General features: G+C 72.1%; 18 protein-coding genes. 13 read left to right on the top strand and 5 right to left on the bottom strand.

The features are described from left to right. The first annotated feature begins 56 nt into the window (after positions 1-56). On the top strand, positions 57-1,334 hold the full coding sequence (locus Aco04nite_RS05055) for a cytochrome P450 (protein WP_212995978.1): 1,278 nt from the start codon (positions 57-59) through the stop codon (positions 1,332-1,334). Between the two features lie 16 nt (positions 1,335-1,350). On the opposite strand, the gene Aco04nite_RS05050 is transcribed toward Aco04nite_RS05055, so the two are convergent. Further along, positions 1,351-2,595, bottom strand: coding sequence for a sensor domain-containing phosphodiesterase (locus tag Aco04nite_RS05050; RefSeq protein WP_212995977.1), 1,245 nt, complete (start codon positions 2,593-2,595; stop codon positions 1,351-1,353). Between the two features lie 86 nt (positions 2,596-2,681). Then, a complete protein-coding gene (locus Aco04nite_RS05045) occupies positions 2,682-3,425 on the bottom strand; it encodes a VOC family protein (RefSeq protein ID WP_212995976.1) in 744 nt (247 codons plus the stop codon). Between the two features lie 1,244 nt (positions 3,426-4,669). Between Aco04nite_RS05045 and Aco04nite_RS05040 the strand changes: the two genes are divergently transcribed. Beyond that, positions 4,670-5,929 carry a prolyl oligopeptidase family serine peptidase gene (locus Aco04nite_RS05040; protein WP_212995975.1) on the top strand — a complete coding sequence of 420 codons (1,260 nt, stop codon included), beginning with the start codon at positions 4,670-4,672 and terminating at the stop codon, positions 5,927-5,929. A 100-nt stretch (positions 5,930-6,029) separates the two neighbouring features. Here the strand turns inward: Aco04nite_RS05040 and Aco04nite_RS05035 are convergent, their stop codons facing one another. Then, complete coding sequence (locus tag Aco04nite_RS05035) at positions 6,030-8,558, bottom strand: alpha-L-rhamnosidase-related protein (protein WP_212995974.1); 2,529 nt, start codon at positions 8,556-8,558, stop codon at positions 6,030-6,032. A gap of 256 nt (positions 8,559-8,814) precedes the next feature. Here Aco04nite_RS05035 and Aco04nite_RS05030 point away from each other — a divergent pair, with 256 nt between their 5' ends. Together Aco04nite_RS05030 and Aco04nite_RS05025 are read left to right on the top strand one after the other, a co-directional pair. Then, a complete protein-coding gene (locus Aco04nite_RS05030; RefSeq protein ID WP_212995973.1) occupies positions 8,815-9,627 on the top strand; it encodes a P-loop NTPase family protein in 813 nt (270 codons plus the stop codon). Next, the gene (locus Aco04nite_RS05025; protein WP_212995972.1) at positions 9,624-12,425 is read left to right on the top strand and encodes an AfsR/SARP family transcriptional regulator; all 2,802 of its coding nucleotides are present in this window, start codon (positions 9,624-9,626) and stop codon (positions 12,423-12,425) included. The genes Aco04nite_RS05030 and Aco04nite_RS05025 overlap by 4 nt, the downstream gene beginning before the upstream one ends. Here the strand turns inward: Aco04nite_RS05025 and Aco04nite_RS05020 are convergent, their stop codons facing one another. Both Aco04nite_RS05020 and Aco04nite_RS05015 read right to left on the bottom strand, forming a co-directional pair. Next, entirely contained in the window at positions 12,426-12,920 is a 495-nt protein-coding gene (locus Aco04nite_RS05020; protein WP_212995971.1) for a helix-turn-helix transcriptional regulator, read from the bottom strand. Positions 12,921-13,069: 149 nt separating this feature from the next. After that, positions 13,070-13,825 (bottom strand): hypothetical protein, encoded by a 756-nt coding sequence (locus Aco04nite_RS05015; RefSeq protein WP_212995970.1) that lies wholly within the window; start codon positions 13,823-13,825, stop codon positions 13,070-13,072. A gap of 272 nt (positions 13,826-14,097) precedes the next feature. On the opposite strand from Aco04nite_RS05015, the gene Aco04nite_RS05010 reads away from it, so the two are divergent. The 9 genes from Aco04nite_RS05010 (at position 14,098) to Aco04nite_RS04970 (ending at position 25,011) form a co-directional block, all read left to right on the top strand. Continuing rightward, on the top strand, positions 14,098-14,394 hold the full coding sequence (locus Aco04nite_RS05010; protein ID WP_212995969.1) for a WXG100 family type VII secretion target: 297 nt from the start codon (positions 14,098-14,100) through the stop codon (positions 14,392-14,394). A gap of 19 nt (positions 14,395-14,413) precedes the next feature. Next, positions 14,414-18,817, top strand: a complete 4,404-nt coding sequence (locus Aco04nite_RS05005; protein ID WP_244875765.1) for an FtsK/SpoIIIE domain-containing protein — start codon at positions 14,414-14,416, stop codon at positions 18,815-18,817. Between the two features lie 63 nt (positions 18,818-18,880). Continuing rightward, on the top strand, positions 18,881-19,159 hold the full coding sequence (locus Aco04nite_RS05000) for a hypothetical protein (protein ID WP_212995967.1): 279 nt from the start codon (positions 18,881-18,883) through the stop codon (positions 19,157-19,159). After that, positions 19,156-20,280, top strand: coding sequence for a hypothetical protein (locus Aco04nite_RS04995; RefSeq protein ID WP_212995966.1), 1,125 nt, complete (start codon positions 19,156-19,158; stop codon positions 20,278-20,280). Before Aco04nite_RS05000 ends, Aco04nite_RS04995 begins: the two co-directional genes overlap by 4 nt. Continuing rightward, positions 20,280-20,873, top strand: a complete 594-nt coding sequence (locus tag Aco04nite_RS04990) for a hypothetical protein (protein ID WP_212995965.1) — start codon at positions 20,280-20,282, stop codon at positions 20,871-20,873. The genes Aco04nite_RS04995 and Aco04nite_RS04990 overlap by 1 nt, the downstream gene beginning before the upstream one ends. Continuing rightward, positions 20,870-21,508: a hypothetical protein gene (locus Aco04nite_RS04985; RefSeq protein ID WP_212995964.1), complete on the top strand. Its 639-nt coding sequence runs from the start codon at positions 20,870-20,872 to the stop codon at positions 21,506-21,508. Before Aco04nite_RS04990 ends, Aco04nite_RS04985 begins: the two co-directional genes overlap by 4 nt. Before the next feature lie 47 nt (positions 21,509-21,555). Next, on the top strand, positions 21,556-23,118 hold the full coding sequence (locus Aco04nite_RS04980) for an RICIN domain-containing protein (protein ID WP_212995963.1): 1,563 nt from the start codon (positions 21,556-21,558) through the stop codon (positions 23,116-23,118). 1 nt (position 23,119) lies between these two features. Further along, positions 23,120-24,415, top strand: a complete 1,296-nt coding sequence (locus tag Aco04nite_RS04975) for a type VII secretion-associated serine protease mycosin (RefSeq protein ID WP_212995962.1) — start codon at positions 23,120-23,122, stop codon at positions 24,413-24,415. Continuing rightward, a complete protein-coding gene (locus Aco04nite_RS04970) occupies positions 24,412-25,011 on the top strand; it encodes a helix-turn-helix transcriptional regulator (protein ID WP_212995961.1) in 600 nt (199 codons plus the stop codon). Before Aco04nite_RS04975 ends, Aco04nite_RS04970 begins: the two co-directional genes overlap by 4 nt. Positions 25,012-25,044: the final 33 nt, after the last annotated feature.

The following is a 25,044-nucleotide window of genomic DNA, read 5'->3' as shown; positions in this document are numbered from 1 at the left end:
TGGGCGCGCGAGTGACATCGGGGCCCCGATGGTTCGCCGAGTCGGGGAGTGGCCGGATGGGCTTGACGTCGTTGGTGTCCGCGGTTCGTTCACAGGTGCTGGGGTCGCTGGCCCGCAGGTTCGCCGGCGACGGCCCGTACGCCGGCCTGGCCCTGCTCCCGGACCGCATCCTGTGGCCGCTGCACCGCGACGGCCTCGACCCGGTCGAGCGGATGGCCGAGATCCGCGGGCGCGAACCGGTCAGCAAGCTGCCGGTGCCGTTCGGGATCCGGGCCTGGCTGGTGACCGGCGACGACGCGACCCGGGAGGTGCTGGGCAGCCTGGACGGGTTCAGCAACGACTTCGGCAAATTCGCGGGCAAGGTCGGGATCAAGATCAGCGCCGACCCGGGCGGTCTCGGGTTCGCCGACCCGCCGGACCACACCCGCCTGCGCCGGATGCTGACCCCCGAGTTCACCATGCGCAGGCTGAGCCGCCTGCAGCCGCGGATCGAGGCCATCGTCGCCGACCGGCTCGACGCGCTGGGAGCCGCCGGTGCGCCCGCCGACCTGTGGCACGAATGGGCGCTGCCGATCCCGGCGCTGACCATCTGCGAACTGCTCGGGGTGCCGTACGCCGACCGTGAGTACTTCGAGAAGGTCAGCATGTCCAGGTTCGACATGGGCGCCGGCGCGCACGCACCCCTCGACGCGGTCTCCGAGTCGCTGAACTACCTCGACGGGCTCATCAAGGAGCAGCGCCGCACCCCCGGCGACGGCCTGCTCGGTGCGCTGATCCGGACCCACGGCGACGCGATCGACGACCGCGAGCTGGCCGGTCTCGCCGACGGGGTGCTGACCGGTGGCCTGGAGACCTCGGCCAGCATGCTGGCGCTGGGCGCGCTGGCCCTGATGGAGGACCCGGCGATGGCCGCGCAGCTGCGCGCCGGCGAGAACGTCGACGCGATCGTTGACGAACTGCTGCGCTACCTCACCGTCGTCCAGGTGGCCTTCCCACGCGTCGCGATCCGGGACCTCGAGATCGGCGGGGTGCCGATCCGCACGGGTGACGTGGTGATCTGCTCGCTCAGCGGCGCCAACCGCGACCAGCAGGTCGGCGCGGACCCGGAACGCATCGACCCGGCCCGCCTCCCCGGCCGTTCCCACCTCGCGTTCGGGTACGGCGTGCACCGCTGCATCGGCGCCGAGCTGGCCAAGATGGAGCTGCGTACGGCGTTCCCCGCCCTGGTGCGGCGCTTCCCGGACCTGCGGATGGCGGTCGACCCGGCCGAGCTGCAGTTCCGCCGGGCCTCGATCGTCTTCGGCATGGACAGCCTGCCGGTGCACACGGTGTGAACGGCTTGCTGCGCACTCAGCCTGCAGTCAGCCTGCCGACCAGGGAATGTGCCGCCGCGGTGACCAGTTCGCGGTCGTAGCTGACGACGAACTCGAACTCACGGTCGCCGTCCGATCCGGCGTCGCCCAGATCCCGGGCGATCAGGGCCGCCGAGGTGTGAGCGCCGAGAATGACCACGGTCCACTCGCTGGCGAGCGGATCCTGGACGGGCAGGGCCGAACCCCGCACGCCGGGAGCGGGATTCGCCGGCATGTCCACGCCGAGGACACCGATGAACGGCAGCTTCGCCGCGAGCTCGGTGTAGTCCTGGACCGTGAACGGCCGGAAATACCGGGCATGCTCGAACGCCGCGAGCAGGACCGGGGGCACCGGGGCCTGCACCGCCATCAGCTCCAGCGTCTTCGACACCGGGATGAGCAGATGTTTCGGGGCGTGCCTGACCCGGTGGCGAGCCCCGACCAGCCCGTACGGCGTGGCGTGCAGAGCCGGCCCGATCGGTCGCGCGGTGAACCGCTCCGGCCGGAACGCCGACGGTGCGAAACCGCGCTCACCCCGGCCCCACAACCAGCCCTGGCCCAGCGTCGCGCCGAGGACCAGCGCCCGGGTCAGGTCGTCCTGGGTCTCGATACCCTCCGCCACGACCTCGGCACCGGACTGCTCCGCGTACGCCCGCACAGCACCCGCCACGGCGACAGTGGCCGGATCCTTGACCGTACGCAGCAGCTGCAGATCGAGCTTGACCACCTCGGGCCGCAGCAGCGGGATGAACGCGAGCGACTCGGGCTGGGCCCCCACATCGTCCACGGCGATGGCGCACCCGGCGCCCCGGAGCCGCTCGGCACCGGCCAGCATCCCGGCGGGATCGGCGGCCAGGGCCCGCTCCGTGATCTCGACGACCACCTGCACGTGCGGCGCCCGCTCGGCGAGGGCCCCGAGAACGATGTCCAGCCGCTGGGTGAGGGTGCTGGGCTCGAGATTGACGAACAACGTCACCGGCCGCCCCTGCGCCAGGGCCCCCGCATCCGTCAGCGACGACCGCAGCGAGGCCAGCTCGAGGTCGGCGAGGCGCCCCTCGGCCCGCGCCGCGTCGAGCAGCGCCATCGGCGATTCCCACCTGGTGCCACTCGGCCCGCGAAGCAGCGCCTCGTAGGCCAGCACCGCCCCGGTGTCCAGATCGATGAACGGCTGATAGACGCAGTGCAGCCCACCGTCGCGCAGTACGTCGCCGAGCCCTGCCAGGTGCGTCTCTGTGGCGCTCACTCCCGCCTGATCGGCACCCCGCCCCCGATACTGAGCCGGTTCTCCGCCGGCCGATCCTTCGCGGGGCCGATCCTTCGCGGGGCCGATCAGAGCCGTTCTGTGAACGCGCAGAATTCGTTGCCCTCCGGGTCGGCCAGGACCCAGGGGGCATGGATCGCGTCGGGCTGCCGCAGGACGGTCGCACCGGCCAGGAGCAGGGCGGACGGGTCGCGGTCCCGCAGATCGAGGTGCCAGTGCAGCCGGTTCCTGGCGACCTTGGGCTCGGGCACCGGGTCGAAAACCAGGTAGTCCCACGGAAAGCCGGGTGCGGCCTTGACCGCGGCGGCCGAACCCTCGGCGATCACGTCACCGCTGAGGACGCGGCCCCACCACCGGGCCTGGGCGTACGCGTCGCGGCACTTCACGACGAGCTGGAAGATCCCGCTGGGCCGATCGTCGGCCGCGGGATAGGCGCAGACCTGGTTGCCCTCCGGATCGGCCAGGACAAACCAGGGATCAGGACCGGGGGACCGTACGACATGGGCGCCGGCAGCGACCAGAACGTCCGGGGCCGCCCCGCTGAGCCGCAGGTCGAGATGCGCCCTGGTCGCTTGCGGGCGTAGCTCGCGAACGGTGGTGAGCCGCAGAATCTCTCGCGGCGACCGACCGGGCGCGGCATCGATCCGCAGCCGCCCTGGACCGACGTCGCGAACCGTGCCACCGCCGAGCGCGGCGCTCCAGAACCGTGCGGCCCGCGGTGCGTCCAGCACCTCCAGGCTCAGCCCATCGAACTGCGCCGCCGGCAGGACGTACTTCGCCAGCTCGTCGCTGATCATGGATCTGTTCGTCATTACCGCTCCTGGGACGTGGCTGACGTGCGCCACCGGGGTCCTGAGCGGCTTCTCGGAGCGTTGACGCTAGCGCCGGGCCTCCCCGGGCGAAAGCCCCGGTCCGAAAGAGTGAAGATCTTTCCCTAGAAAATCTATGCTCTCGGTACTAGACATGCTCGGCGCGGAGGGTTAACGTTTCTCTTGTCGAACACGAAACAACAGTGAAGACGCAGACGATTACCACCCCGGTTCCTGGGGTGAAGGAGCTGGACCGACACCGACCCGGCTCGAGAAGTGGCAGGGCAGGACGTTCGTCGCACGTGTTCGGGGCCATGAAGTCGCGTGGGGTTCCGGCGCCGGCGGATGAGTTGAGGAAATCAGAGGAAAGGGAGGGCTTCACACCGTTGGATCGCCCGTTACCGGCCGCTTGATGTGGGCTGGGCGCGGACACCGTTGTCTCCATCGAACGAGAGGTGGTCTCCGGTCACGCTTATGCGGTCCTCGCACCCGAAACCCGAGTATCGGGCTGGTGCGGATACGACAACCCGGCGTTTCTGCCGGTAGATGGTGGTTAAGACCCGTAACCCTTGGGCCCCGGTGCTGATTCAGCACCGGGGCCCTCGTTCTTGCCCGCATCCATACTTCCGGTCGCGCTGGGGACTCCGCGGGGCTGCCTCAGGGGCTGCGGGGTGTGCGGGGCTGGCCCGGGGGCTGCGGGGTGTGCGGGGCTGGCCCGGGGGCTGCGGGACGGCAGGATCCGGGAGCGTCGCGGGCTGCGTCAGGGGTGCGGGGTGTGCGGGGTGTGCGGGGGCGCGTCAGCGTCGGGGGTGGGTGGGGTCCGTTCGCTGGGACGGGCGGCCAGCGGGCCAGGAGTAGCGCTCGACGTGCCGGAAGGTCCGGTGGGCCGTGCGTCTGGTGTCGCTGGCCGGGGGTGTCCATCGGCCGCGCTGATCGGGCAACGGCACGCGCTGCTCGTTCAGTAAGCGCCACAGCCTGGTGCCGCAGTCCGCGCACCGGCCGTGCTGGATGAAGACGCCGGTCGGGTGGGCCGACTCGCTGACCACGACGACCAGGCCGCCGCAGCACGCACATAGGACACCCCGGGCCGCATCCACCCGCTCAGCCTAAGCGCTCACCCCGAGGAACGCGACCGCAGCGACCGCCGCCGCTGGGCAGGCGGGCCCGGATCCTTCCGCGGGGTGACGGGCCTGTGATAGACCCGTATCACTGCGTTATTCGTAACGGGTAGGAAACAGGGAGGCAATGTGGCCACCTCGGTCAGTCGTCGTTCCGTGCTTGCGGCCGGCGCGGGCGCCGCCGTCGGGTTGACTCTTCCGGGCGCGGCGGCTCAGGCCGGCGGGCATTCGGGTGCCGGCGTGGGGTTCACGGTCAATGCCGAGACGCTGGACGGCGGGGAGCAGGTCACCTCGCTGACCCTCGCCACCGGACGGCTCGGGCGGGTCGACCCGGCGAGCCTGACGACCGGCACGTTCAGTGTGCACGTGAAGGCCACGAGCCCGGTTCCCGTCGCGCCGGGTGATCAGATCTTCAGCGAGTATGACCTGGACCGCGTGGTGACCGGTGTGCGGCTCGACCGGCGCGGCAACGTGGTGGTGGAGCTCGAGCACGGGGAGGGGAAGGCCGGCGCCTCGACGCTCGGGTACATCGCGGGCAGGGGGCGCAATGTTCGGCTCGTCCTCGCGTACACATTGGTGCAGAATTTGGCATTTGTGGTTGATGGCCGGCGGCGGGTGACCATTCAAGATTTTGTGCAGGGGCGGGTGGTCAACCCGGAGGTGGACGCTTTCGGTTATCGAGTCTCGGGCTCGGGGATGAAGTATCGGCTGTATTCGCCGCCGGAGCGGTCCGGCAGGCGCCCGCTCGTCGTCTGGCTGCACGGCGGCGGCGAAGGGGCCTCGTTGCCCGACAACTACTACGACAACGAGACCACCCTGCGGGCCAATCGGGGCGCGCTCGGGTTCGCCACCCCGCAGGCGCAGCGGATCTTCTCCGGCGCGTACGTCGTGGCCCCGCAGAGCACGTCGTTCTGGCTCGAGGACGGCGACCGTTTCGCGCCCCGGATCATGGAGATCATCCGCGAGGTCGTACGCCGCAACCCCGTCGACCGGGACCGCATCTACGTCGCCGGCTGCAGCAACGGCGGCTACATGAGCCTCAAGATGACGACCGTCTATCCGGAGCTGTTCGCGGCTTCCGTACCCATCTGCGGTGTGGTGGAGTCCCTGCAACCCGGCGGCCCGACCATGATCACCGACGCCGAGCTCCGGGCCATCTCCACCCCGACCTGGCTCATCGCGTCCCGCGACGACGACACGGTCGCCCCCGGACCCAACACGGTCCACGCGCATGACCTCATCCCCGGCTCCCTGGTCTCCCTCTACGACCACGTCGTTTGGAACGGCTACCAGTTCCCCGGCCACTGGTCCTGGATCTACGCCGCACGCAACGACCCGAGCAGCCACGGCACCCACCTCTGGCAGTGGATGGCCCGCCAACGCGCTTGACGCATCGCACGCCGTTCGCCGCCGGGGGTGACGGCGGCGTGATCCACCCGCTGCGGCCGGTTGATCACGCCGTCGTCGTGTCCCGGTAGATCGGTGCGGGTCAGCGCACGACGATGGTGTGCGTGCCCGGGCCGATGTCCCGCACTGTCCTTCCGGGAACGGCGGCGCCGTTCAGGGTCGTGCGTGCTGTGCGGGCCTGGGCCGGCAGGACGACCTGGCCACGGGTTCCGGTGGGTGCCGTGATGCGGAGAGTGAACGTCGACGGCGTGCGCTGCCACGAGACGGTCAGGGGGCCGTGGGGTGTGGGGACGGTGCCCTGTGCCCACGCCGTCGTGCCGGGGTGCGGTTCGAGGGTCCAGGTGGTGAAGCCGGGGCCGGTCGGTGTCACGCCGAGCAGTTCGTTGGTCAGGGCCGGCAGGACGCCGGTGGACCAGCCGTGGACCATGCTGGTGAAGCCGTCCTCGTACGGTTTGCCGCCGGGTCCGATGCCCTCCCATGCGGCGCTGCCGGGGTCGTGTGCCGCCATCCAGCCGTAGGTGCGCTTGATCTGGTCGATCGCGCTGTCCGCCGCGCCGGTCCGGAAACGCGCCACGATCTCCGGGTACGACGTGAAGGCGTACACCCGTTCCGAGGCGCCCCCGACGCCGGGGAGGGTGTTGTTGTCCATGAACGCGTTGCCGTACGGCTGCCGGGTGGTGGCGTCCAGGTAACGCAGCGCGGAGGCGGCCCGGGCGGGGTCGGCGACGTCCGCGGTGATCGCGAGGGAGTTGCCGTCCTGGCCGTGGCGGACCGGGCCGTCGAGCGTGTCCAGGTAGGCGCCCGCGGTGGCGTCCCAGAGTTTGGCGTTGACCGCGGCGGTGACCGTGGCGGCGCGGCGGGTCCAGCGGTCGGCGTCGGCGGTGTAACCGAGGAAGCCGGCGATCCGGGCGGCGTCGCGCAGGGCCTGGACGTACAGCACGTTGTAGTAGGTGACCCGGCCGCTGCGGGGCAGGAAGGCGTAGTCGCCGTACTCCCCGGTGGCGTTGAGGCCCTTGCTCAGCAGGCCGTCGCCGTCGGTGACGCTCGGATACCAGGTGTCGAGGACGGCGGTGAGCGTCGTCCAGTGGTCCGCGGCGTACGCCCGGTCACCGGTGTACAGCACGTAGTCCCAGCTCGTGGTGATCCACCACAGTGGGTAGTCGAACAGCTTCAAGGCGTACCCGACGATCGAGGCGGGCGGGAGGAAACCGTCGGATCGCTGGTGGGCGGCCAGATCGGCGAGCACGTTACGCGCGGCCACGGCGGCATCCGGATGGGTCAGATAGAGGGTACGCCCGGAGACGGCCAGGTCGCCGACGTAGGGGTCCCGATCGCGTTTCGCCCCGTCGTGCAGCACGAGCTTGCCCTCGAGGGTGGGACTCGCCGCATCGCGGGGGTCGCAGTCGGTAGCCCGGAATGTGTCGACGGTGAGCTCGCCCGCGTACGACGCGGCGTACCAGTAGCGGTTGAGCTCGTCGTCGGAACAGAGGAACGTCCCCGCGTACGACTCCGGCGTGCCGAGGTAGGCGGTGAACTCCAGCGCCACCGCGTCGATGGCGACCTGGCCGTAGGGCAGCGCGGCGGGGGCGTCGGCGGGCAGCGCGTCCAGGGTGATCTTCAGGTAGCGGAAGCCGTGCAGCCCCTCGGCGTGCACCTGGGTGCCGCTCTGGTCGCCCGGCTGGTCGAGCCAGTCGGCGCCGCCGGCCGGTACGGCGTACTGGTCGGTGCCCGGGCCGCCGGAGCCGTCGCCGCGGGTGTAGTCGGAGCGGTCGGTCAGGAACTGCAGGGTCTCGGAGAACGCCAGGCGCACCCCGGGGTTGTTGTCCGACGCCCACGCGAAGACCACCCGCGGGTAGCCGACGACGACCTTGCCGAAGTCGACGGTGACGCTCGGGGCGGCCGCCGCCTCGACGACGCCGGGCCACAGCGCGTTCACCCGGGTGTACTGCCCGCGCGGCGTGTCCTGGGTGCGGGTCACCGTCAGCCGTACCGAACCGGTGGTGACCGCCGCGCCGAACGGCACCGCCCGCTGGACGTCGCTGTTGCCGGTCACCGTCGCGGCCGGCTGCCAGGCGGTGCCGTCCCAGGTCTCCACCGTGAAATCGACGGGTACGCCGTCCGCGTTCGACAGCAGCGTCACCCCGGGCAGCGTCTGCGCCGTGGGTGTGGTGATCGTCAGCACCGCCGGGTAGGTGGCGGGTTCCGCGTCGTTCCAGAACGTCCCCGGATCCGCGTCGACGGCGTTGCCTGGTTCGTACGTGGTGGGTGTGCCGTTGTTGCCCCCGTTGGGGGCGTGGAACGACGAGGCGGTGGCGGTGGTTCCCGCGGGCCATTGTGGCGGTGCCGTGGGCCGGGGCCGGGTGAGGACGGTGACGGTGCCGCCACGGGTCAGCAGGGCGTCCGGGTCGCGCACGTCCCCGGTGGTCGCCGTCACCAGGGACGGCGTCACGTGCCGATCGGCGGGTCCGACGACATAGCGCCGCCAGTCGGGTTCATCGGCGGCCCCGGCCGCCGGCGCCGGCTGGGGAAGTGCGGCTGCGGCCGCCGTGGCGACACCCGCCTGCAGGAGAAGGCGGCGCGGTATGCCGGATGATGCCGTGAAACGTTTCATATATGCGATTTTCGTCCCACAGAGCCGGTACGTCCATCAATGGATCATCCCTCGGTCATCGAGTGCACCACCTTTGCCCGCCGGAAGCCGCCGGGGCGGTGCTTGTCCTCAGCTGTGGCACACGACACCCGACGGGCGTCAACTCCACGACCGATGAGCGACACCCGTGAGCTGGTTGAGTCCCCGGGTCCATCACCAGCATCGAGGTCAGAGGTACGTAGTGACGCAACAAGGCCAGGTCGGGCGTACCCGTGAGATGGCTCTTCTGCGTGCGGCCCTGGCCGGGACGACCGGCGGCACCGTGGCGTTCTACGTCTGCGGCCCCGGCGGTATCGGCAAGTCGGCGCTGCTGCGGCGCGTCGCGCACGAAGCCGGGAGCCTGGGCCGGCCGGTTGTCCGGCGCGATATTGCGGACCTCGAATCCCGGGTCGTCCCGGCCGGGACCGGACCCGCCGTCATCCTGATCGACGACTGTGATCACGTCGACCGGCTGCCGGAGATCCTGCCGCGCACCGGGCCGCCCGGAACGGTGTTCATAGTCGCGTCGCGCCGGCCGCCGGCGCCGCGCTGGACGGGTGCTCTCCGGGTCGTGGCCCTGGCGCCGCTGTCGGCGGCGCAGTCGCAGGAGCTGATCCGCGAGCTCGGGGTTCCCCGGGACAGATGGGCGACCGTTCTGTCGGTGGGCAGGGGAAATCCACTGGCACTGCGGGTCGCGGCGCGGGTGGCTGCCGCGGGAACCGAGTTCCTGCGGGACGACGACCTGCGCCGGGAGGTCGCGGTCTCGCTCTTCCACCGGCTGATCGGTGACATCCCGTCCGGCGCCCACCGGCAGGCCCTGGAGGTGTGCGCGGTCGCGTCCGGGACCACCGAGGACCTCCTTCGTGCGACGGTCCCGGCAGGCGGGCCCGGGGAGCTGTTCGCCTGGCTGCGGGACAGGCCGTTCGTGGCGTCCCGGGCGCGCGGGCTCTTTCCCAGCGCCGCGGTACGCGAGGTCGTGCGGGCGGAATTGCACTGGCGCGACCCGGAGGCGCTGTCCAGGTACCGGACCGCGATGGTGGCGTTCGCGTGAGCCCGGATCCGAGCCGGGTGCGGATCGAGGGCCTGGGACCGTTCCGCGCGTACGTCGACGGCGCCGAGATCGAGCTCGGGCCGCCCAAACAGCGGGCCACGCTGGCGGTCCTGGCCCTGAGCGCCGGCACGACCGTGTCCCGGGCGGAACTGGTCGACGGGGTCTGGGGCGAGTCACCGCCGGCGACCGCAGCCGGGAGCCTGCACACGTACGTGTCCGGGCTGCGGCGCGCGCTGGGGCCGGCTCATGAGCTGCTGGCCAGCGATCGGGCCGGGTACAGCCTGCTCATCAGCCGGGAGAGCTTCGACGCGACCCGTGCCGAGGACCAGGTCGAACGGGCCCGGGCCCGAGCCGCCCGGGACCCGGCCGGCGCCATCGCACCGTACGAGCAGGCCCTGGCCAACTGGACCGGCGGGACCCTCTTCGCGGGGGTGCCCGGCCCCTTCGTCGAGCAGGCCCGGCACCGCCTCGCCGCCCTGCGGGTGCGGTCGCTGGTGGAGCTCACCGGGATCGCCACGCCCGCGCTGCTCCCGGACGTGACCGCCCGGCTGCTCGCGGAGATCCCGGCGCATCCGTTCGACGAGCGGCTGCGGACTGTCACCATGACCGCGCTGCATCGCGGCGGCCGCACCGCCGACGCCCTGACGCAGTACGCGGAGCTGCGTCGGCTGCTGGCTGCCGACCTGGGCATCAGCCCGTCCGCCGCGACCCAGGCGGTCTACTCGGACATCCTCGCCGAGGATCGCCGCCGGCCCCGGCCCCGGCCGCTGGAGACAGCGCCGCTGGAGACAGCGCCGCTGGAGACAGGGCCGCTGGAGACAGGGCCGCCGGACACCGGGCCGCTGGGGACTGGGCCGCCGAAGACTGGGCCGCCGGAGACTGGGTCGCCGGAGACCGTCACGCCGGTCCGGCCCGCGCAGCTGCCGCACGACCGGGAGACGTTCGTGGGGCGGTCGGCGGAGCTGCTCACCCTCGTGCGCAGCGGCACCGGTGAACCCGTGCGGCGGGGGATCGTCCTGGTCGTCGGCGCGGGCGGGATCGGGAAGACCGCGCTGGCGGTGCGGGGCGGGCACCTGCTGAGCGACAGCCATCCCGATGGGCAGATCTACCTCAACCTGCGTGGGTTCGACCCGTCGTACGCGGCGCTGACACCGGACACCGCACTGCATCAGCTGCTGCTGTCCGTCGGTGCCCGGCAGATCCCGCCCGAGCGGGAGCAGCGCATCGCGCTGTGGCGCAGCCTGCTCGCCGGCAGACGCATGCTGATCATGCTGGACAACGCGCGGTCCGCCGACCAGATCGAGCACCTGCTGCCCGGCGCGGGTTCCTGCCTCGTCATCGTGACCAGCCGGGACCGGCTGTCCCGGCTGGTCGTGCTGCACGACGCGACCCGGATCCAGCTCGGCGCGCTGCGTGCGGAGGAATCGCTGGACCTGCTCGCGACAGCGATCGGGCCGGACCGGGTGAGCGCCGAACCCGGGGCCGCCCGCCGGCTCACGGAGTTGTGCGACCATTCGCCCTTCGCCCTGCAGATCGCCGCGGAACGCATCGTGTCGACGGGGGACGCCGCCGTCGGCACCCTCGTGGCGCATCTTGAGGACGTCCGGCGCCGGCTGGACGAGCTGCAGGTGGACGGCGATCCGCTGTACTCCGTACGCGGCGTGCTGACGTGGTCCTTCGCCGCACTCGACGCCGATGCGGCCCGTGCCTTCCGGCTCCTCGGGGTGTTCCCCGGCCCGACGATGACCCGGCACAGCGCCGCGGCGTTGTTCGGCACCGATGCCGGGCGGGCCGGGCTGCTGCTGGACACGCTGAGCGCCCGCTGCCTGCTGGAGCAGGACGGCGACCGGTTCCGTATGCACGACCTCACCCGGGTGTACGCCGCCGAGGTGGCCCGCGACCTGGACGCGCCGGAGCGCAGAGCCGCCCTGTCGCGGGTCCTGTCCTGGTACCGCGCCGAACTGTCCATCCGGGATCCGCGGTGGTGCGCGACGGAACATCCGAACCTCGTCGCGCTCGTCCACGCGGCCGGCCAGACCCGGCACCACGAAGCGGCGTACGACCTGACCGCCCGATTGTTCGACTACTTCTCCGTGGCGGGTCAGCCGCTGGAATGGCTGGAGCTGCTCCGGGTGGCGATGCGCTCCGCGGAGGCAACCGGTGACCGGCTCGCCCGTGCGGTCATCTTCCATCACGGCGGTGTCGCGTACGCCCGGCTGGGGCAGAACGAGACCGCGGTTCGTCAGCTGCGCGACGGGCTGGAGTTGCTGACCGGGCCGGAGGATCGGGCGTACCGGATCGGCCTGCTCTGCAGCCTGACCACGACGCTGCGGGAGATGAAGCGGTGCGAAGCCGCCGAGGAGCCCGCCGGGGAGGCGTTGACGCTCGCACGGGCGACGGGGAGCGACCACGACCTGGCGTCGGCCCATCACGCCCGGGCCGGCCTCGACGCCGCAACCGGGCACTGGCAGGAGGCGATCCGGCAGGGGCTGGCAGGCCTCGCGCCCGCCCGCGCCTGCTGCCATCGGATTCTCGAGTCGGCGTTGCTCACCGCCATCGGCCGGGCCCGGCTCGGCCTCGGTGAGTACGACGCGGCCGCTACGGCGTTCGGCGAAGCCCTGCGGATCAGCCGGGACATCGGCGACCGCTACCACGAGGGGCAGGCGCTGTTCGGCCTGGCCCGCTGCGGAACGCCGGACGGCACCGACCTCGCTCACCGGGCACTGGCCCGCTTCGCCGAGCTGGACGCCGCGGAAGTGGCCGAGGTGCGGGCATTCCTGGCCGGGCCCGGGATCTGATCACCCGTTGTCCCGCTGCCAGATCAGCACCGCCTCCACCCGGTTGCGCGCCCCGAGTTTGCTGAAGATGCGGTTGATGTGGTTCTTGACCGTCTTCTGCCGCACCTGCAGCTGGGCGGCGATGTCCGGGTTGGGCATCCCGCGGCTGATCGACTCCATCACCTGGGCCTCCCGGGGCGACAATGCCCCGCCCTGTCCCGGCCGGGGTCCGGCGTTGCGGGCCTGCGTGCGGGGGATCAGGGCGAGCCGGTAGCGGGCCGTGGCCGGATCCCGCCGGCGGGTGTGCGGACCGGTCAGCCCGTTCAGGGCGCCGGCCAGTGCGTGGGGTGCCGGCGCCGGGCCCGTACCCGGGGTGATCACCACGTCGACCGTGGGCACCCCGTCGATGTGCACGTCCAGGCCCTTGCTGGCGAACTGCCGGCGGATGTGGGCGAGGATCTCCGGGCTGGCGATCGCGATGCGCACCCGGCCGCCGGATCCAGCAGGACTGATCATGACCGCCAGTCTGGGCGGGCCCGGTCCGGCGACCCTTCAGATCGGCTTCACACGGCTCGTGACCAGCGCGGATGTGCGGGCTCGGCTCGTCACCATCGCAGGCGGACGGGCTCGGCTCGTGACCAGCGCAGGCGTGCGGGCTCGGCTCCTCACCATCGCAGGCGGACGGGCTCGGCGAACAGTCCGGTGTCGATCAGGCCGTTGAGGTCCACCCGCAGGCGCCACGTCGCGTCGTTGACGCCGGCCGCCACCACCGCCCAGCGCCGCGCCGCGGCGGTGAGCAACAGGCCGCTCTGGTGCGAGTCGCGCTGATCGGGCGGCGCGGCGAACAGCACCACCCCGCCCTCCGGACGGCTCAGCAGCGGCGACGCCTGGGCCAGCCGCTCGACGCCGAGGCCGGTGAAGCCGGGATCGGGGTCGAAACCGACCCGGATCACCTGGGCCCGCCCCGCCCACGGCCCGCTGGTGAGACGCCGGGACCAGTCGTCGACCAGGCGTGCCGCGAGCGGGCCGTCACCGGTCAGGCCGATCATGCCGTCCGCCGCGGCCAGGTTGAACAGCAGCCGCCCGTCGCCGATGTCGCCGAGCGAGACCAGCAACGGCAACGGCCACGGCGCCCGGGGGTCCACCGCGGTCGTGTCCAGCCGGTGCAGTGCGGCCTGCCAGGTGCGTCCGTCGTGCCCGGCGGTCCAGCCCGGCGGCGGGGCGAGATCCGGGGTGGTCAGCCGCAGCGACACGGCGTCGGTGCCCAGCACCACGGCGCCCACGTCCGGGAGACGGCGGCCCCGCTCGGCGCATCCCGCGGCGAGCGCACGGATCGCGTGGTCCACGATCCAGGCACCGGACCGCTGGCCGCCCGCCGCGGCGGTCTCGCGCACCACAGCGGCGCGTCCGGACAGGTTCATCGCTCAACTCCCTCTGCGGCACGCGGAACCGGGCCGGACGGCGATCGCGGCCCGCGGGAGCGGGCCGAACGGCAATTGCGGCCCGCGGAACAGGGCCGGACGGCAATGGTCAGCGGCCCGGACCCGGCTGTCAACGCGGGTTCTGGGCCCAGGGGCCCACGTCCGCGGGCACCGTTCTGGACCTCGCGCGGCGCCGTTCCTAGCGTGGTCGGCGGTTGATCATCTTCGGGTCTGGCGCACGCGCGGCCCGGAGCACACGAAGGGACAACTCGATGGCGAACCTCAGCATCACGTACTCCGACATGGAGGACAGCGCAAAGCGCATGAGCTCCAACAAGGAGGAGATCGACAGCCGGCTGACCGAGTGCAAGTCGATCGTGGACCAGCTGACCACGGCCGGCTTCGTGACCGACCAGGCGTCCGGCAAGTTCGACGAGGTCCACACGGAGTTCAACACCTCCGCGGGCCAGGTCATGGAGACCCTCACCCAGCTCTCCGAGTGGCTGAACAAGGCCGTCGAGGCGATGCGTGAGATGGACACCGAGCTCGCCGGCTCGCTGAACAAGTAATCAGGGGGATCCCGTGCGCATGCTGATCACCCTCGCGTCGCCGCAGGCGTGGTCGGCCGACGTGATCGTGGACGCCGACCCCGCCACCCCGGTGCGGGACGTCGTCAAGAACCTGCTGAACGATCTCGATCCGCCGTACGCCGCGCACGGGCCCGCCCTGGACAGCGGCGGCGTCCACCTCGACGACCGGCCGCTCGACCCCGGCCTGCCGCTGTCCGGCTCCGGCCTGCGTGACGGCTCGGTGCTGTGGGTCGGCGGGCCGGGGCCGGCGGCGTACACCGCCACCCGCGGGCTGGTGACGATCCGCGCCGTCACCGGGACCGGCGCCGGCCGGATCTGGTCCCTGGGCCCGGGCGAGCACCGGCTCGGCTCGGCCGCTGACTGCCGGGTACGCCTGACGGGCGACGTGCCGGCCGTAGCCGCTGTCATCCGGGTCACCTTCGACGCCGAGGTCCACATCCGCGGGCTCGGTGGCGGTCTGCAACTGGACCACCAGGACCTGACGGGCGACGAGCTCGGCTGGCGGGAGGCCGCGCAGCTGCGTGCGGGTGGCACGGTCCTGGAGGCACATCCGGTGCTGGGCCCGGACGCTGTCGTCGAGCCGTCGCCGGAGGGCGAGCACCTCGACTACAACCGGCCGCCGCGGCTGCTCCCGCCGGTCCGGCCGGGCAGGTTCCGGTTGCCCGACCCGCCGAAGGCCCCGTCCGTCAACGCGCTGCCGTGGCTGGCAGCCGCGCTGCCGGCGGCATTCGGCGGCGTCATGGCGCTCGTGCTGCGCAACCCGCTGTACCTGATGTTCGCGGCGATGAGCCCGATGATGGTGTTCGCCAACTGGTTCACCAGCCGCCGCCAGGGCCACCGCGGTCATCGCGAGCAGCTGAACGAATACCGGCGGCGCACCGCCGCGGTGGAGGCCGAGATCACCGAGGCGCTCGTCCTCGAACGCCTCGACCGCCGGATCGACGCGCCCGACCCCGCCGAGTTGCTGATCGTCGCGACCGGCCCGCGGGCCCGCCTCTGGGAACGCCGCCGCACCGACCCCGACCACCTCGTCGTCCGGGTGGGCACCGCCGACCTGCCCAGCACGATCACGGTCGAGGAGGCCGGCGTCGTCGAGCGTCGCGCCGAGCCACGCCGGCTGCGCGACGTCCCGGTTGCTGTCTCCCTCGCGCAGGCTGGTGTCGTCGGCGTCGCCGGGCGCGACGACTGGCCCCGGCGTCTCGTACGCTGGATGGCCGGTCAGCTGGCCGTCGTGCAGAGCCCCCGCGACGTGCAGCTGTACGTGCTCACCGACCCGGCGGCCGGACCGTTGTGGGAATGGGCCGCCTGGCTGCCGCACACCCGCCCGGCCCTCGGGCAACAGGCGCTCAACCTCGTCGGCACGGACGCCGAGACGACCGCCCACCGCATCGCCGAGCTGATCGAGCTGATCGGGGCGCGGCAGCGGGACCGCGCCAACGCCGGTCCCCGGGCGGTGTTCACCGAACCCGACGTGGTGGTGGTGCTGGACGGTGCCCGGCGGCTGCGTGCCCTGCCCGGCGTCGTCTCCATCCTGCTGGCCGGCCCGGCGGTCGGTGTCTACTTCATCTGCGTCGACATCGACGAGCGCACGCTGCCGGAGGAGTGCACGACCGTGGTGGCCGGCGGGGACGGGCTGCGGACGACCGTACGCCGGCAGCGCGCGGAGCAGGTCGACGATGTGCGTGTCGACCAGGTGATCGACGACTGGTTCGCCATCACCGGGCGGCGCCTCGCGCCGGTGCGCGACGTCAGCGACAGCCACGGCGAAGCCGCCCTGCCGGCATCCGCGCGCCTGCTCGAGGTGCTGAACCTGACGGACCCGTCACCGGCGGCGCTCGCCGGCCGGTGGACCGCCGCCCCGCGCAGCACCCGGGCCGTCGTCGGCTACACGATGGACGGCCCGTTCGCGCTCGACCTCGTCCAGCACGGGCCGCACGGACTCGTCGCCGGCACCACCGGTTCCGGCAAGTCCGAGTTCCTGCAGACCGTGGTCGCGTCGCTCGCCGTCGCGAACCGTCCCGACGCCATGAACTTCGTCCTGGTCGACTACAAGGGCGGCGCGGCGTTCAAGGACTGCGTCGACCTCCCGCACACCGTCGGCATGGTCACCGACCTCGACACCCACCTGGTGGAACGCGCACTGACCTCGCTGGGGGCGGAGCTGATCCACCGTGAGCACCTGCTCGCCGCGGTCGGTGCCAAGGATCTGGAGGACTATCTCGACTACGCGACCCGGCGTCCGGTGCCGGAGCCGATCCCGCGATTGCTCATCGTCATCGACGAGTTCGCGTCGATGGCCCGGGAGCTGCCCGACTTCGTCACCGGCCTGGTCAACATCGCGCAGCGGGGTCGCTCGCTGGGTATCCACCTCATCCTGGCCACGCAGCGCCCGTCCGGCGTGGTGTCGGCGGAGATCCGGGCGAACACGAACCTGCGGGTGGCCCTGCGGGTGACCGACGCGGGGGAGAGCACCGACGTCATCGACGCCCGGGAGGCGGCGAGCATTTCCGCCGCGAATCCGGGACGTGCGTACGCCCGCCTCGGCCACAGCTCGCTCATCCCGTTCCAGACCGGCCGGGTGGGTGGTCGCCGCCCGCGCAGCACCGCCGACCGTACGCCCGCCGCGCCGTTCCTGCGCCAGGTGAGCTGGCAGGACCGCGGCCGCCCGGCGCCACAGCCACCCCGACCGGCCGCCGAGACCGACGAGGCCACCGACCTGTCCGTGCTCGTGGCGGCGATCCGGCAGGCCAACACCCTGCTCGGCGTCGCGGCACAGCGCCGACCGTGGCTGCCCGCGTTGCCGTCGGCGACCGTCGTTGATCTGCCTGCCGAGCGGGACCCGGCCGAGCGGGGCCGCGACGAGCGGGGCGAGCCGTCGTTCGCCTGGGCCGTGCAGGACCTGCCGCGCAGCCAGCGGCAGGAGCCGATGACGATCGACCTGTCCACGTTCGGCCACCTGCACATCGCCGGCGCACCCCGCTCCGGCCGGTCGCAGGCGCTGCGCACGATCGCCACCGCCGCGGCCTCCGCGACCAGCGTGGCGGATCTGCACCTGTTCGCGCTCGACTGCGGCAACGGCGCACTGCTGCCGATCAGCCGCTTCCCGCACTGCGGGGCGGTGGTGCAGCGTTCCGACACCGAACGCGCCGTGCGCCTGCTCACCCGGCTGCACGCCGAGGTGCAGCGCCGGCAGCGGTTGCTGGGCGAGGGCGGGTTCGCCGACCTGACCGAACAGCGCACGACCGTCCCGGTGGCCGAGCGGCTGCCGCACATCCTGCTGCTGCTCGACCGCTGGGAGGGGTTCATGGGGACCCTCAGCGAACACGACGGCGGGGCGCTGACCGAGCTGATCTACACGCTGCTGCGCGAGGGGGCGAGCGCGGGCGTCCATCTGCTCATCACCGGCGACCACACGCTGCTCAGCGGCCGGATCAGCTCGTTGTGCGAGGAGAAGGTCGTGCTGCGCCTCGCCGACCGGACCGACGCCACCATGGCCGGGCTGAATCCCCGCAAGATCCCGGAGAATCTGCCGCCGGGACGCGGGTACCGTGCCGTCAGCGCGATCGAGGTGCAGGTCGCGCTCGTGGCCGCGGACCCGTCCGGTCCCGCGCAGGTCGCCGCGATGCAGACGCTCGCGGGCCGGCTCACCGAACGCGAGGCCGGCGTACCGAAGGCGCTGCGCCCCGGCCGGATCGCCGTGATGCCCGCCCAGCTGACGTACGACCAGGCCTGGGCAGCCGTCGACCAGCCCCGCCCCGGCTGGGCGCTGATCGGCGTCGGTGGCGACGAGCTCGAAGCGGTCGGCATGGACCTGCTCGGGGACCAGCCGACGTTCCTGATCGCCGGCCCGTCGAGGTCCGGGCGCAGCACCGCGCTCGGGGTCATGGCGGAGTCGTTGCTGCGGTGCGGGACGGAGCTCGTGATCGGTGCCCCGCTGCGCTCGCCGTTGCGGGAGCTGGCCGGGCGGCCCGGCGTACGGGGAATCGTCACCGACGACAACCCGGACGCGGACACGCTCGCCGCGTTGGTGGATCCGGGCGCCGGACCCGTCGCGCTCCTGATCGACGACGCCGAGGGGTGGCGCGACTGCGCCGCCCGCGACTGGCTGCGCCAGCTCATCCGGCAGGCCGCCGGCCGGAACCGGGCCGTGATCCTCGCCGGGGAGATCGCCGCGGTCGCGATGGGCTTCTCCGGCTGGCAGGTCGAGGTCAAGAAGAACCGGCGCGGTGCGCTGCTCTCCCCGGCGACCCTGGGCGCCGGCGACCTGATCGGCGTGCGGCTGACCCGGGCGAACCTGGCCGAGCGCGTCGTACCCGGCATCGCCCGCGTGCACCTGGGCGACGGCACCCTGCGAACCGTCCAGATCCCCCTGCTGGAGCCGGCCGTGGCCGGCCGGCCTTGATCCCCCTGCTGGAGCCGGCCGTGGCCGGCCGGTGAACCCGACGACAAGTGAAGCGGTGATGTGATGCCCGACCTCGTGGTCAAGGACCTGGACGGGCTGGTCAGCAGCCTCAACGAGCTGATCGGCCAGTTCGAGGGCGCGCTGGACTTCCAGGACGACGAGAAGGACCAGTGGGGCCAGTTGAACGCGAATCTGTCCATGGGTGACTTCGCGGACAACTGGACCGTGCACCGCAACAAGCTGGTCGAGGAGATGAAGAAGTTCCGCGACAAGGTCAAGGAACTCGACGAGACCTGGACCGAGGCGGAGAAACAGATGCGAGAGAGCATGGATCAGAAGTGAGCGACGGCCGCATCAAGACCCTCAAGCGCGCCGACGTCGCCGAGATGGACGCGGCGCAGAAGCGCTATCAGCACATCTCGCAGACCATCGACGACGCGGTGCAGGGGCTGCAGAAGATCGTCGACAGGGGCAGCGAAGGCCTGGTGGGCCAGTGGGTCGAACCGCTCAGGACCGACGCGACGTCCATCAAGGACAGTCTGAGCAAGGTCGCCGTGCGCTACCACGACGTCGCCAACGAGATCGAGCGGTACGAGCCCGAGCTGCAGCACGCGATGGACGAGGTCACCGCCGCCGAGAACGACGCGGAGGACGGCAAATCGGCCAACTACAAGGCGCTGGGGATGCCGGACCCGCAGGAGGGCCCGGACGGCACGGTCTCGCCGGAGGAGCAGCAGAAGGCCACCGACAAGCAGCGCGCGGTGGACGAGGCGTCAGGTCAGCTCAAAGCGGCCACGAACCGGCTGACCGCCGCACTGGACGCCCTCGACGTGGCAGGTAAACGCTTTGGCGACGCGGTGAACAGCAAGATCTACGACGACGGGCTGAGCGACTCCCGCAACGACAAGATCATGGCCGTGTTCAAGAAGATCAGTGACATCTTCGCGATCATCGCCCTGGTGCTGACCGTGCTCGCGTTTGTCATACCCGGGCTGAACGGGGTCGCGATGGCCGCGCTGGTCGCCGGGGCCGTCCTGTTGGTCTCCGACTCCGTGCTGCTCGCCAATCACGAGGGCGAGGTGCTCAGCGTGGCTCTCGACGCGATCGGGCTCGGCATCGGTGGCCTGGGCGCACGCCTCACCAAAGCCGGCAGGGCCGTCGACGACTACAAGAACATGCTCCGCGGCAAGGTTCCGCCCATCGGCAAGCCGCGTGGGGAACCGGGTGGCGATTCGGGGCGTTCCGGTCCCAGGTCCTCGCCGTTCAAACCGCCGAAGATCGGACCTCCCGGCAAACCGCCGGAGATCACGGGGCCCTCGGGACTGCGGCCACCGCCCCTGCCGAAGGGCCTCGGACAGCTCCCCAAGGTGGTGGAGGTCATGGGTCGCACGTTCGACATCGGTGTCGGCCTGGTCCTCGGGGCCATCCAGGCGACGCACAACCCCGTGGTCGGTGGTCACTGATGCCGGAGCAGACCCTGACGGTGTCCTGGTGGTGGGACTGGGTGCCGGCCGCGGGCGGCGACACCGATGAGCGTACGGCGTGGACCGCCGCCCTGTCGGCCCTCCTGGACGGCTGGGCGGGCGACGGGACGAGCGCGGTGCTGGCCGCCGACCTGCTCGCCCGCGCCGATCAACTGGCACCGCACTGCCGCCTGGTCTGGGGCATGGGGTTCCTCGGCGACGACATCCGCTGGATGCCCGTGATCGCGCTCGTGGAATTCCGCGAGGCGTTTCCCGGCGACTCCGCGTACCTGATGGGTGCGGTCGGCGCGGAGGGCTTCGCCGACGACGTGCGTGAGCCGAACGTCGAATACGTGTCCACCCGCCACGGGGACGGCGTACGCGTGATCGCCCTGGCCCGCACCGAGGAGAACGGGCTGCACGGCCGGGTCGACGCGGCACTGCGCCTCGAACGTGCGACGGGCGACCTCGACATCCTGGTGACCACGCGCGTCAACGGGCTGAGCCGGCTCGCGGTGATCGGCGACGGGATCGACGCGCTGCTGAACGTGATCGCCGACGATTCGCCGGCCCTCGCGGCGGGGGTGCTGTGATCGACATCGAGCTCGTGCTGCCCGCGGGATGGGCGTACATCCCGACCGCTCCCGGCCTGGCCCGGCTGCGGGAGCGCGCGATCAACGGCATCGTCCGGCACGCCCTGCCCGACACGCTGCCGCGGGACAAGGCCGGACCGTGGCGGCGGGTCCTGCGCGCCGACCTCACCCGGGCGACCGACGAGGCCGAACGGCAGGGGGCCCGGGCGGTGGTGCTGCCGGTCACGGAGATGTACGGCATGCGCCTGCCCGGCACGCTGGTGCTGTCGGTGATCGAGGACGAGGGCGACGACGTACGCGACCCGCGGCAGGTCCTCGACGGCATCCTCGCCGACGCCGGAACCGACGGGACGGCGCTGGAGGTCGGCGGCTGCCCGGCCGCGCGGATCAGCCAGGTGATGGACAGCGATGCGATCGGGCGCAGAGCCCCATCCGTACGCGTCAGCTACTTCGTCGCCGCCCCCGGAGCCCCGGGCACCTGGGGGTTGCTGACGTTCACGGTGCTCAGCGACGGCGATGTCGAGGCCGATCCGGTGCGGGCGATCGTGCTGCTGTTCGACATGGCCGTGAGCACCCTGCGCTGGTCCGATCGGGTCGACGTCCCGACCGAGGACGAGTTGCTCGCCAACCTATGAGAGGAACGTTTGTGGCCCGTCCCCCAAGAAGGAACCGGTGGGCGTGGGTGTTGCTGGGTGCTGGCCTGGCGCTCGCCTGCGTGCTGGCCGCCGGTGGGTTCGTGGCACGGCAGGCAGCCGGTGCCACGCCGCCCCTGGCGGGCGCCCGGCTCTCCGCGCCCGACCTGAGGATCGTCGTCAGCGCGTCGGCGTCGTGCCCGGCACTCACCCCCGCCCGGCTGGCCGGTCAGGTCATGGCCGCATCGGGCTTCGGCATCCGCCCGGTGACCGGGATGCGTGCCGGTGGCCGCACCGGGGTCGCCGCGCTGACGCCCGCGCAATGGCAGCAGAACAAGCCGTGGCCGGATGCCGATCCGGCCGACCGCGAGGCGGGGATCACCGCGCTGGCCCACCTGACCTGCCAGGAGATCGGCAAGGTACGCGCAGCGCGAACCGCCGGCGACCCGTGGCGTCTCGCGCTCGCCGCGCAGCATGTCGACGGCGACTACGTGGAAACCGTTGAACGGTACGCCGCCTGGTATGCGCTGCAGCCCGTGCTGGAACGTCGTGCCGTGCCGCCCGTACCGGCCATCGCCGTCCCGGAGCAGGACGTGGCAGCCGTCGTCACTGCGGGCTCTGTCTGCCCGGACCTGTCACCGGCCCGGATCGCGGCGCAGATCATGGCGACGTCCGGTTTCGACGCCGCCAAGGTCGGCGCGACCGGTGAACAGGGCATCGCGCAGTTCCTGCCGCAGGTCTGGGCGGCGAACGCGGGGGAGCAGGACTCACCCTGGACGCCGTCCGTGGCGATCCCCGTGCTCGGCCGGACGATGTGCAAGCTCATGCAGGACGCGGGCGGACAGTACGGTCCGGCGCTCGCGGCCTTCACCGGCGGCACCGGCGCCATGGCGGCCGCGCTGCTGGACGACGTGACGACAGCGGAGAAGGAGTATGCCAAGGACAAGCGCCTGAGCGCGCCGGCGTCCCCGGCTCCCGTGGAGACCGAGACGCTGCGGCCGATCGCTCCCGCGCCGGCCACGACCGCACCGGCTACGACTGCACCGGCTACGACTGGGCCGGTCACGACTTCCCCGGGGCAGCAGGATCAGCAAGCGGGCGGGACACAGGGCGACCAGCCGGCCGTCAAGGACGTCGACGGCGGTCCCGGCGGCGACTTCGGGCCGTACCACGTCCGCAACCTCACCACCCGTGACTGCATCGCCGTGCCCGGCAACGGCACGCGGGACGGCCCGGTGATCCAGATCGGGTGTTCGAATGCGGACGACTGGACGTTCGAGCCGCGCGGCACCGATGGCGACGGCTACGAGCTCTACTGGATCCGTAACGCGCAGGACCATTTCTGCGTCGACCCGCCCGGTGCCGGGAAGGTCGCGTCGAGCACCTCGCTCAACGAGACCGGCTGCTCCGACAAGGACAACCAGTTCTTCCGGCTGGAACCACAGGTCGCCGTGGCCGGGACTCAGTACTACTGGCTGCGCGACGCGGCCGCCGACATGTGCGTCGACGTTCCCGGCGCGGGCACCGGTGGTGCCGGCGCGCGGCTGGCGCTCGTCCCGTGCAAATCCGGCGACGACCACGAGTGGGCACTCCTGGAGAAAGCGCAATGGTGAGATGACCGTACGCAGAACAATGCTGATCGCCGTGCTCGCGCTGGCGATGACCGGGGTGGCAGCGGTCCCCGCCGGCGCCGCACCGCCCTCCGGCGAAGCCGTGAACCAGATTTCCTACACGGTCGGCGAGGCTTTCCCGGGCGAGCCCGAGAACCTCTGGCAGATCGCGGAGCGCTTCCTGGGTGACGGTAACCGCGCCGGAGAGATCCTCGCCCTCAACGCCGGCCGGATCCAGCGCGACGGTGGCCGGCTGACGGATCCGAGCCGGTTGCACACGGGGTGGGAGCTCGTCCTGCCGTGGGACGCGGCCGGCGAGGGGCTGCACTCCGGCGCGCTGACGGCGTACCCCTCGGATTCTGATTGTGGTCAGGCCGTGGACGGGACGCAGCTCACGCCCCCACTGAGCCAGGCCTGGGAGAAGTCGGACGGCGCGGGCGTCACGGTCGCGCTTCTGGGATCCGGTGTGGACGGTGCGGCTGCTGGGCTGGCCGGCCGGGTCACCCCCGGAGCCGACGTCGTCGCGGGCACCGGTCGCGGCGACACCGCTTGTGAAGGCTCCGGCACCACGCTCGCCGGGATCGTCGCCGGCGACCGGTCCGGCGTGGCACCGCAGGCCCGGATCATGCCGATCAGGGCGGGCGACGACGTCATCACCTCGGACCGGGCGGCGACGGCCATCGCCGTCGCTGCCCGGTCCGGCGCACAGGTCATTCTCGTGGGTGCCGACATCGACGGGGCCGACCCGGGGGTGCGCGCCGCGGTCGGTGCCGCGATCGCCCGGGATGCCGTCGTCGTGGTGCCCGCCACGGTGCGACTCGAACCGGCCGACGGACTTCTGAGCGTGGGTGCGGACGGCGGCGACCCACCCAGCGACTCGTCGGAGCTGCTGGCCCCCGGTGCCGGCCCGGCGGCGTTCGTGGCGGGCACGGTCGCGCTGGTCCGCTCGGCCCACCCCGAACTGCATGCCGCCGAGGTGACCCGCCAGGTGCGGGCCACGGCCGCCGGCGGGGTGGTGAACCCGGATGCGGCCGTCACCGCGCCGCTGCCCGCCGGGGTGGGCGTGAACGCGCCGTGGAAGACGTCGTCCGGTGTGCTTCCGGCGCTGAGCGGCGTACTGCTCGGGGCGGGTGCGTTCCTGGCGGTGGTCGTGGTGCTGGGATTCGTGCTGTATCTGCTGCTGGGCGCGAGTTTGAGCCGCCGCCGCGCCGACCGGCGGGCGATGGCTGCCCGTGCCCGGCTGACCGGCGACGGCGACGACCCGTTCTGGCAGCCGCCGGGTCCCGCCCGGCAGGGATGACCGGCCCACGGGCGCCGGTCGCCATCGAGACCCGCGATCTCGTCAGTGGTCACGGGCTGGCCCAGGCTCTCTCGCAGGCGCCACAGGTGCAGCTGACGGACTGGGCTCAGTGCGACGTCCTGATCCTGCTCACCGACCGGGCCGACGAACGGCTGCTCGCCCTGATGCGGGAGCGTTTCGCGGCCCGGTCCGGGGAGATCAGCTGCATCGTCATAGCGGACGAGATCACCGGGGAACAGCTGTCGGTGGCGGCGGCCCTCGGCCTGATCGCCCTGCTGCACCGGGCCGCGGCCGACCCCGATCGGGTCCTCGAGGCCATCGCGCTGACCCGGTCGGTGCGGCCACCCCTGCCGGCCGTGACCCTGCCGCTGCTCCTGCAGCGGTTCGAGGCAGCCGCCACAAGTCCCCTGGGCGACCTTGAGACAAAGGTGCTGCTCCTCTACGCCGACGGGCTGAGCAGTGCCGAGGTGAGCCGGCGGCTCGGTCTGCCCCGGTCGCGGGTCACCAAGATCGTGCTCGAGGTACGGGGCCGGCTCAACCTCCGCAGCCGTACGCACGCCGTCGCGTACGCGGTCCGCAGTGAGCTCTCCCGGTGAGGCTTGCAATCTAGTAGACCAGTCGTCTACTGT

Source organism: Winogradskya consettensis (assembly GCF_018332715.1).
GTDB lineage: Bacteria > Actinomycetota > Actinomycetes > Mycobacteriales > Micromonosporaceae > Actinoplanes > Actinoplanes consettensis.
The sequence above is the reverse complement of the archived record's forward strand: the minus strand, read 5'-3'. Positions and strand labels throughout refer to the sequence as shown.

Bases quoted from the DNA above. Each gene is read 5' to 3' on its own strand.
- Aco04nite_RS05015 (WP_212995970.1), bottom strand. From the start codon at position 13,825: ATGAACCTGTCCGGACGCGCCGCTGTGGTGCGCGAGACCGCCGCGGCG.
- Aco04nite_RS05000 (WP_212995967.1), top strand. From the start codon at position 18,881: ATGCCCGACCTCGTGGTCAAGGACCTGGACGGGCTGGTCAGCAGCCTC.
- Aco04nite_RS05005 (WP_244875765.1), top strand. From the start codon at position 14,414: ATGCTGATCACCCTCGCGTCGCCGCAGGCGTGGTCGGCCGACGTGATC.
- Aco04nite_RS04970 (WP_212995961.1), top strand. From the start codon at position 24,412: ATGACCGGCCCACGGGCGCCGGTCGCCATCGAGACCCGCGATCTCGTC.
- Aco04nite_RS05045 (WP_212995976.1), bottom strand. From the start codon at position 3,425: ATGACGAACAGATCCATGATCAGCGACGAGCTGGCGAAGTACGTCCTG.
- Aco04nite_RS05030 (WP_212995973.1), top strand. From the start codon at position 8,815: ATGGCTCTTCTGCGTGCGGCCCTGGCCGGGACGACCGGCGGCACCGTG.
- Aco04nite_RS05035 (WP_212995974.1), bottom strand. From the start codon at position 8,558: ATGAAACGTTTCACGGCATCATCCGGCATACCGCGCCGCCTTCTCCTG.
- Aco04nite_RS05055 (WP_212995978.1), top strand. From the start codon at position 57: ATGGGCTTGACGTCGTTGGTGTCCGCGGTTCGTTCACAGGTGCTGGGG.
- Aco04nite_RS04990 (WP_212995965.1), top strand. From the start codon at position 20,280: ATGCCGGAGCAGACCCTGACGGTGTCCTGGTGGTGGGACTGGGTGCCG.
- Aco04nite_RS04975 (WP_212995962.1), top strand. From the start codon at position 23,120: ATGACCGTACGCAGAACAATGCTGATCGCCGTGCTCGCGCTGGCGATG.
- Aco04nite_RS05020 (WP_212995971.1), bottom strand. From the start codon at position 12,920: ATGATCAGTCCTGCTGGATCCGGCGGCCGGGTGCGCATCGCGATCGCC.
- Aco04nite_RS05010 (WP_212995969.1), top strand. From the start codon at position 14,098: ATGGCGAACCTCAGCATCACGTACTCCGACATGGAGGACAGCGCAAAG.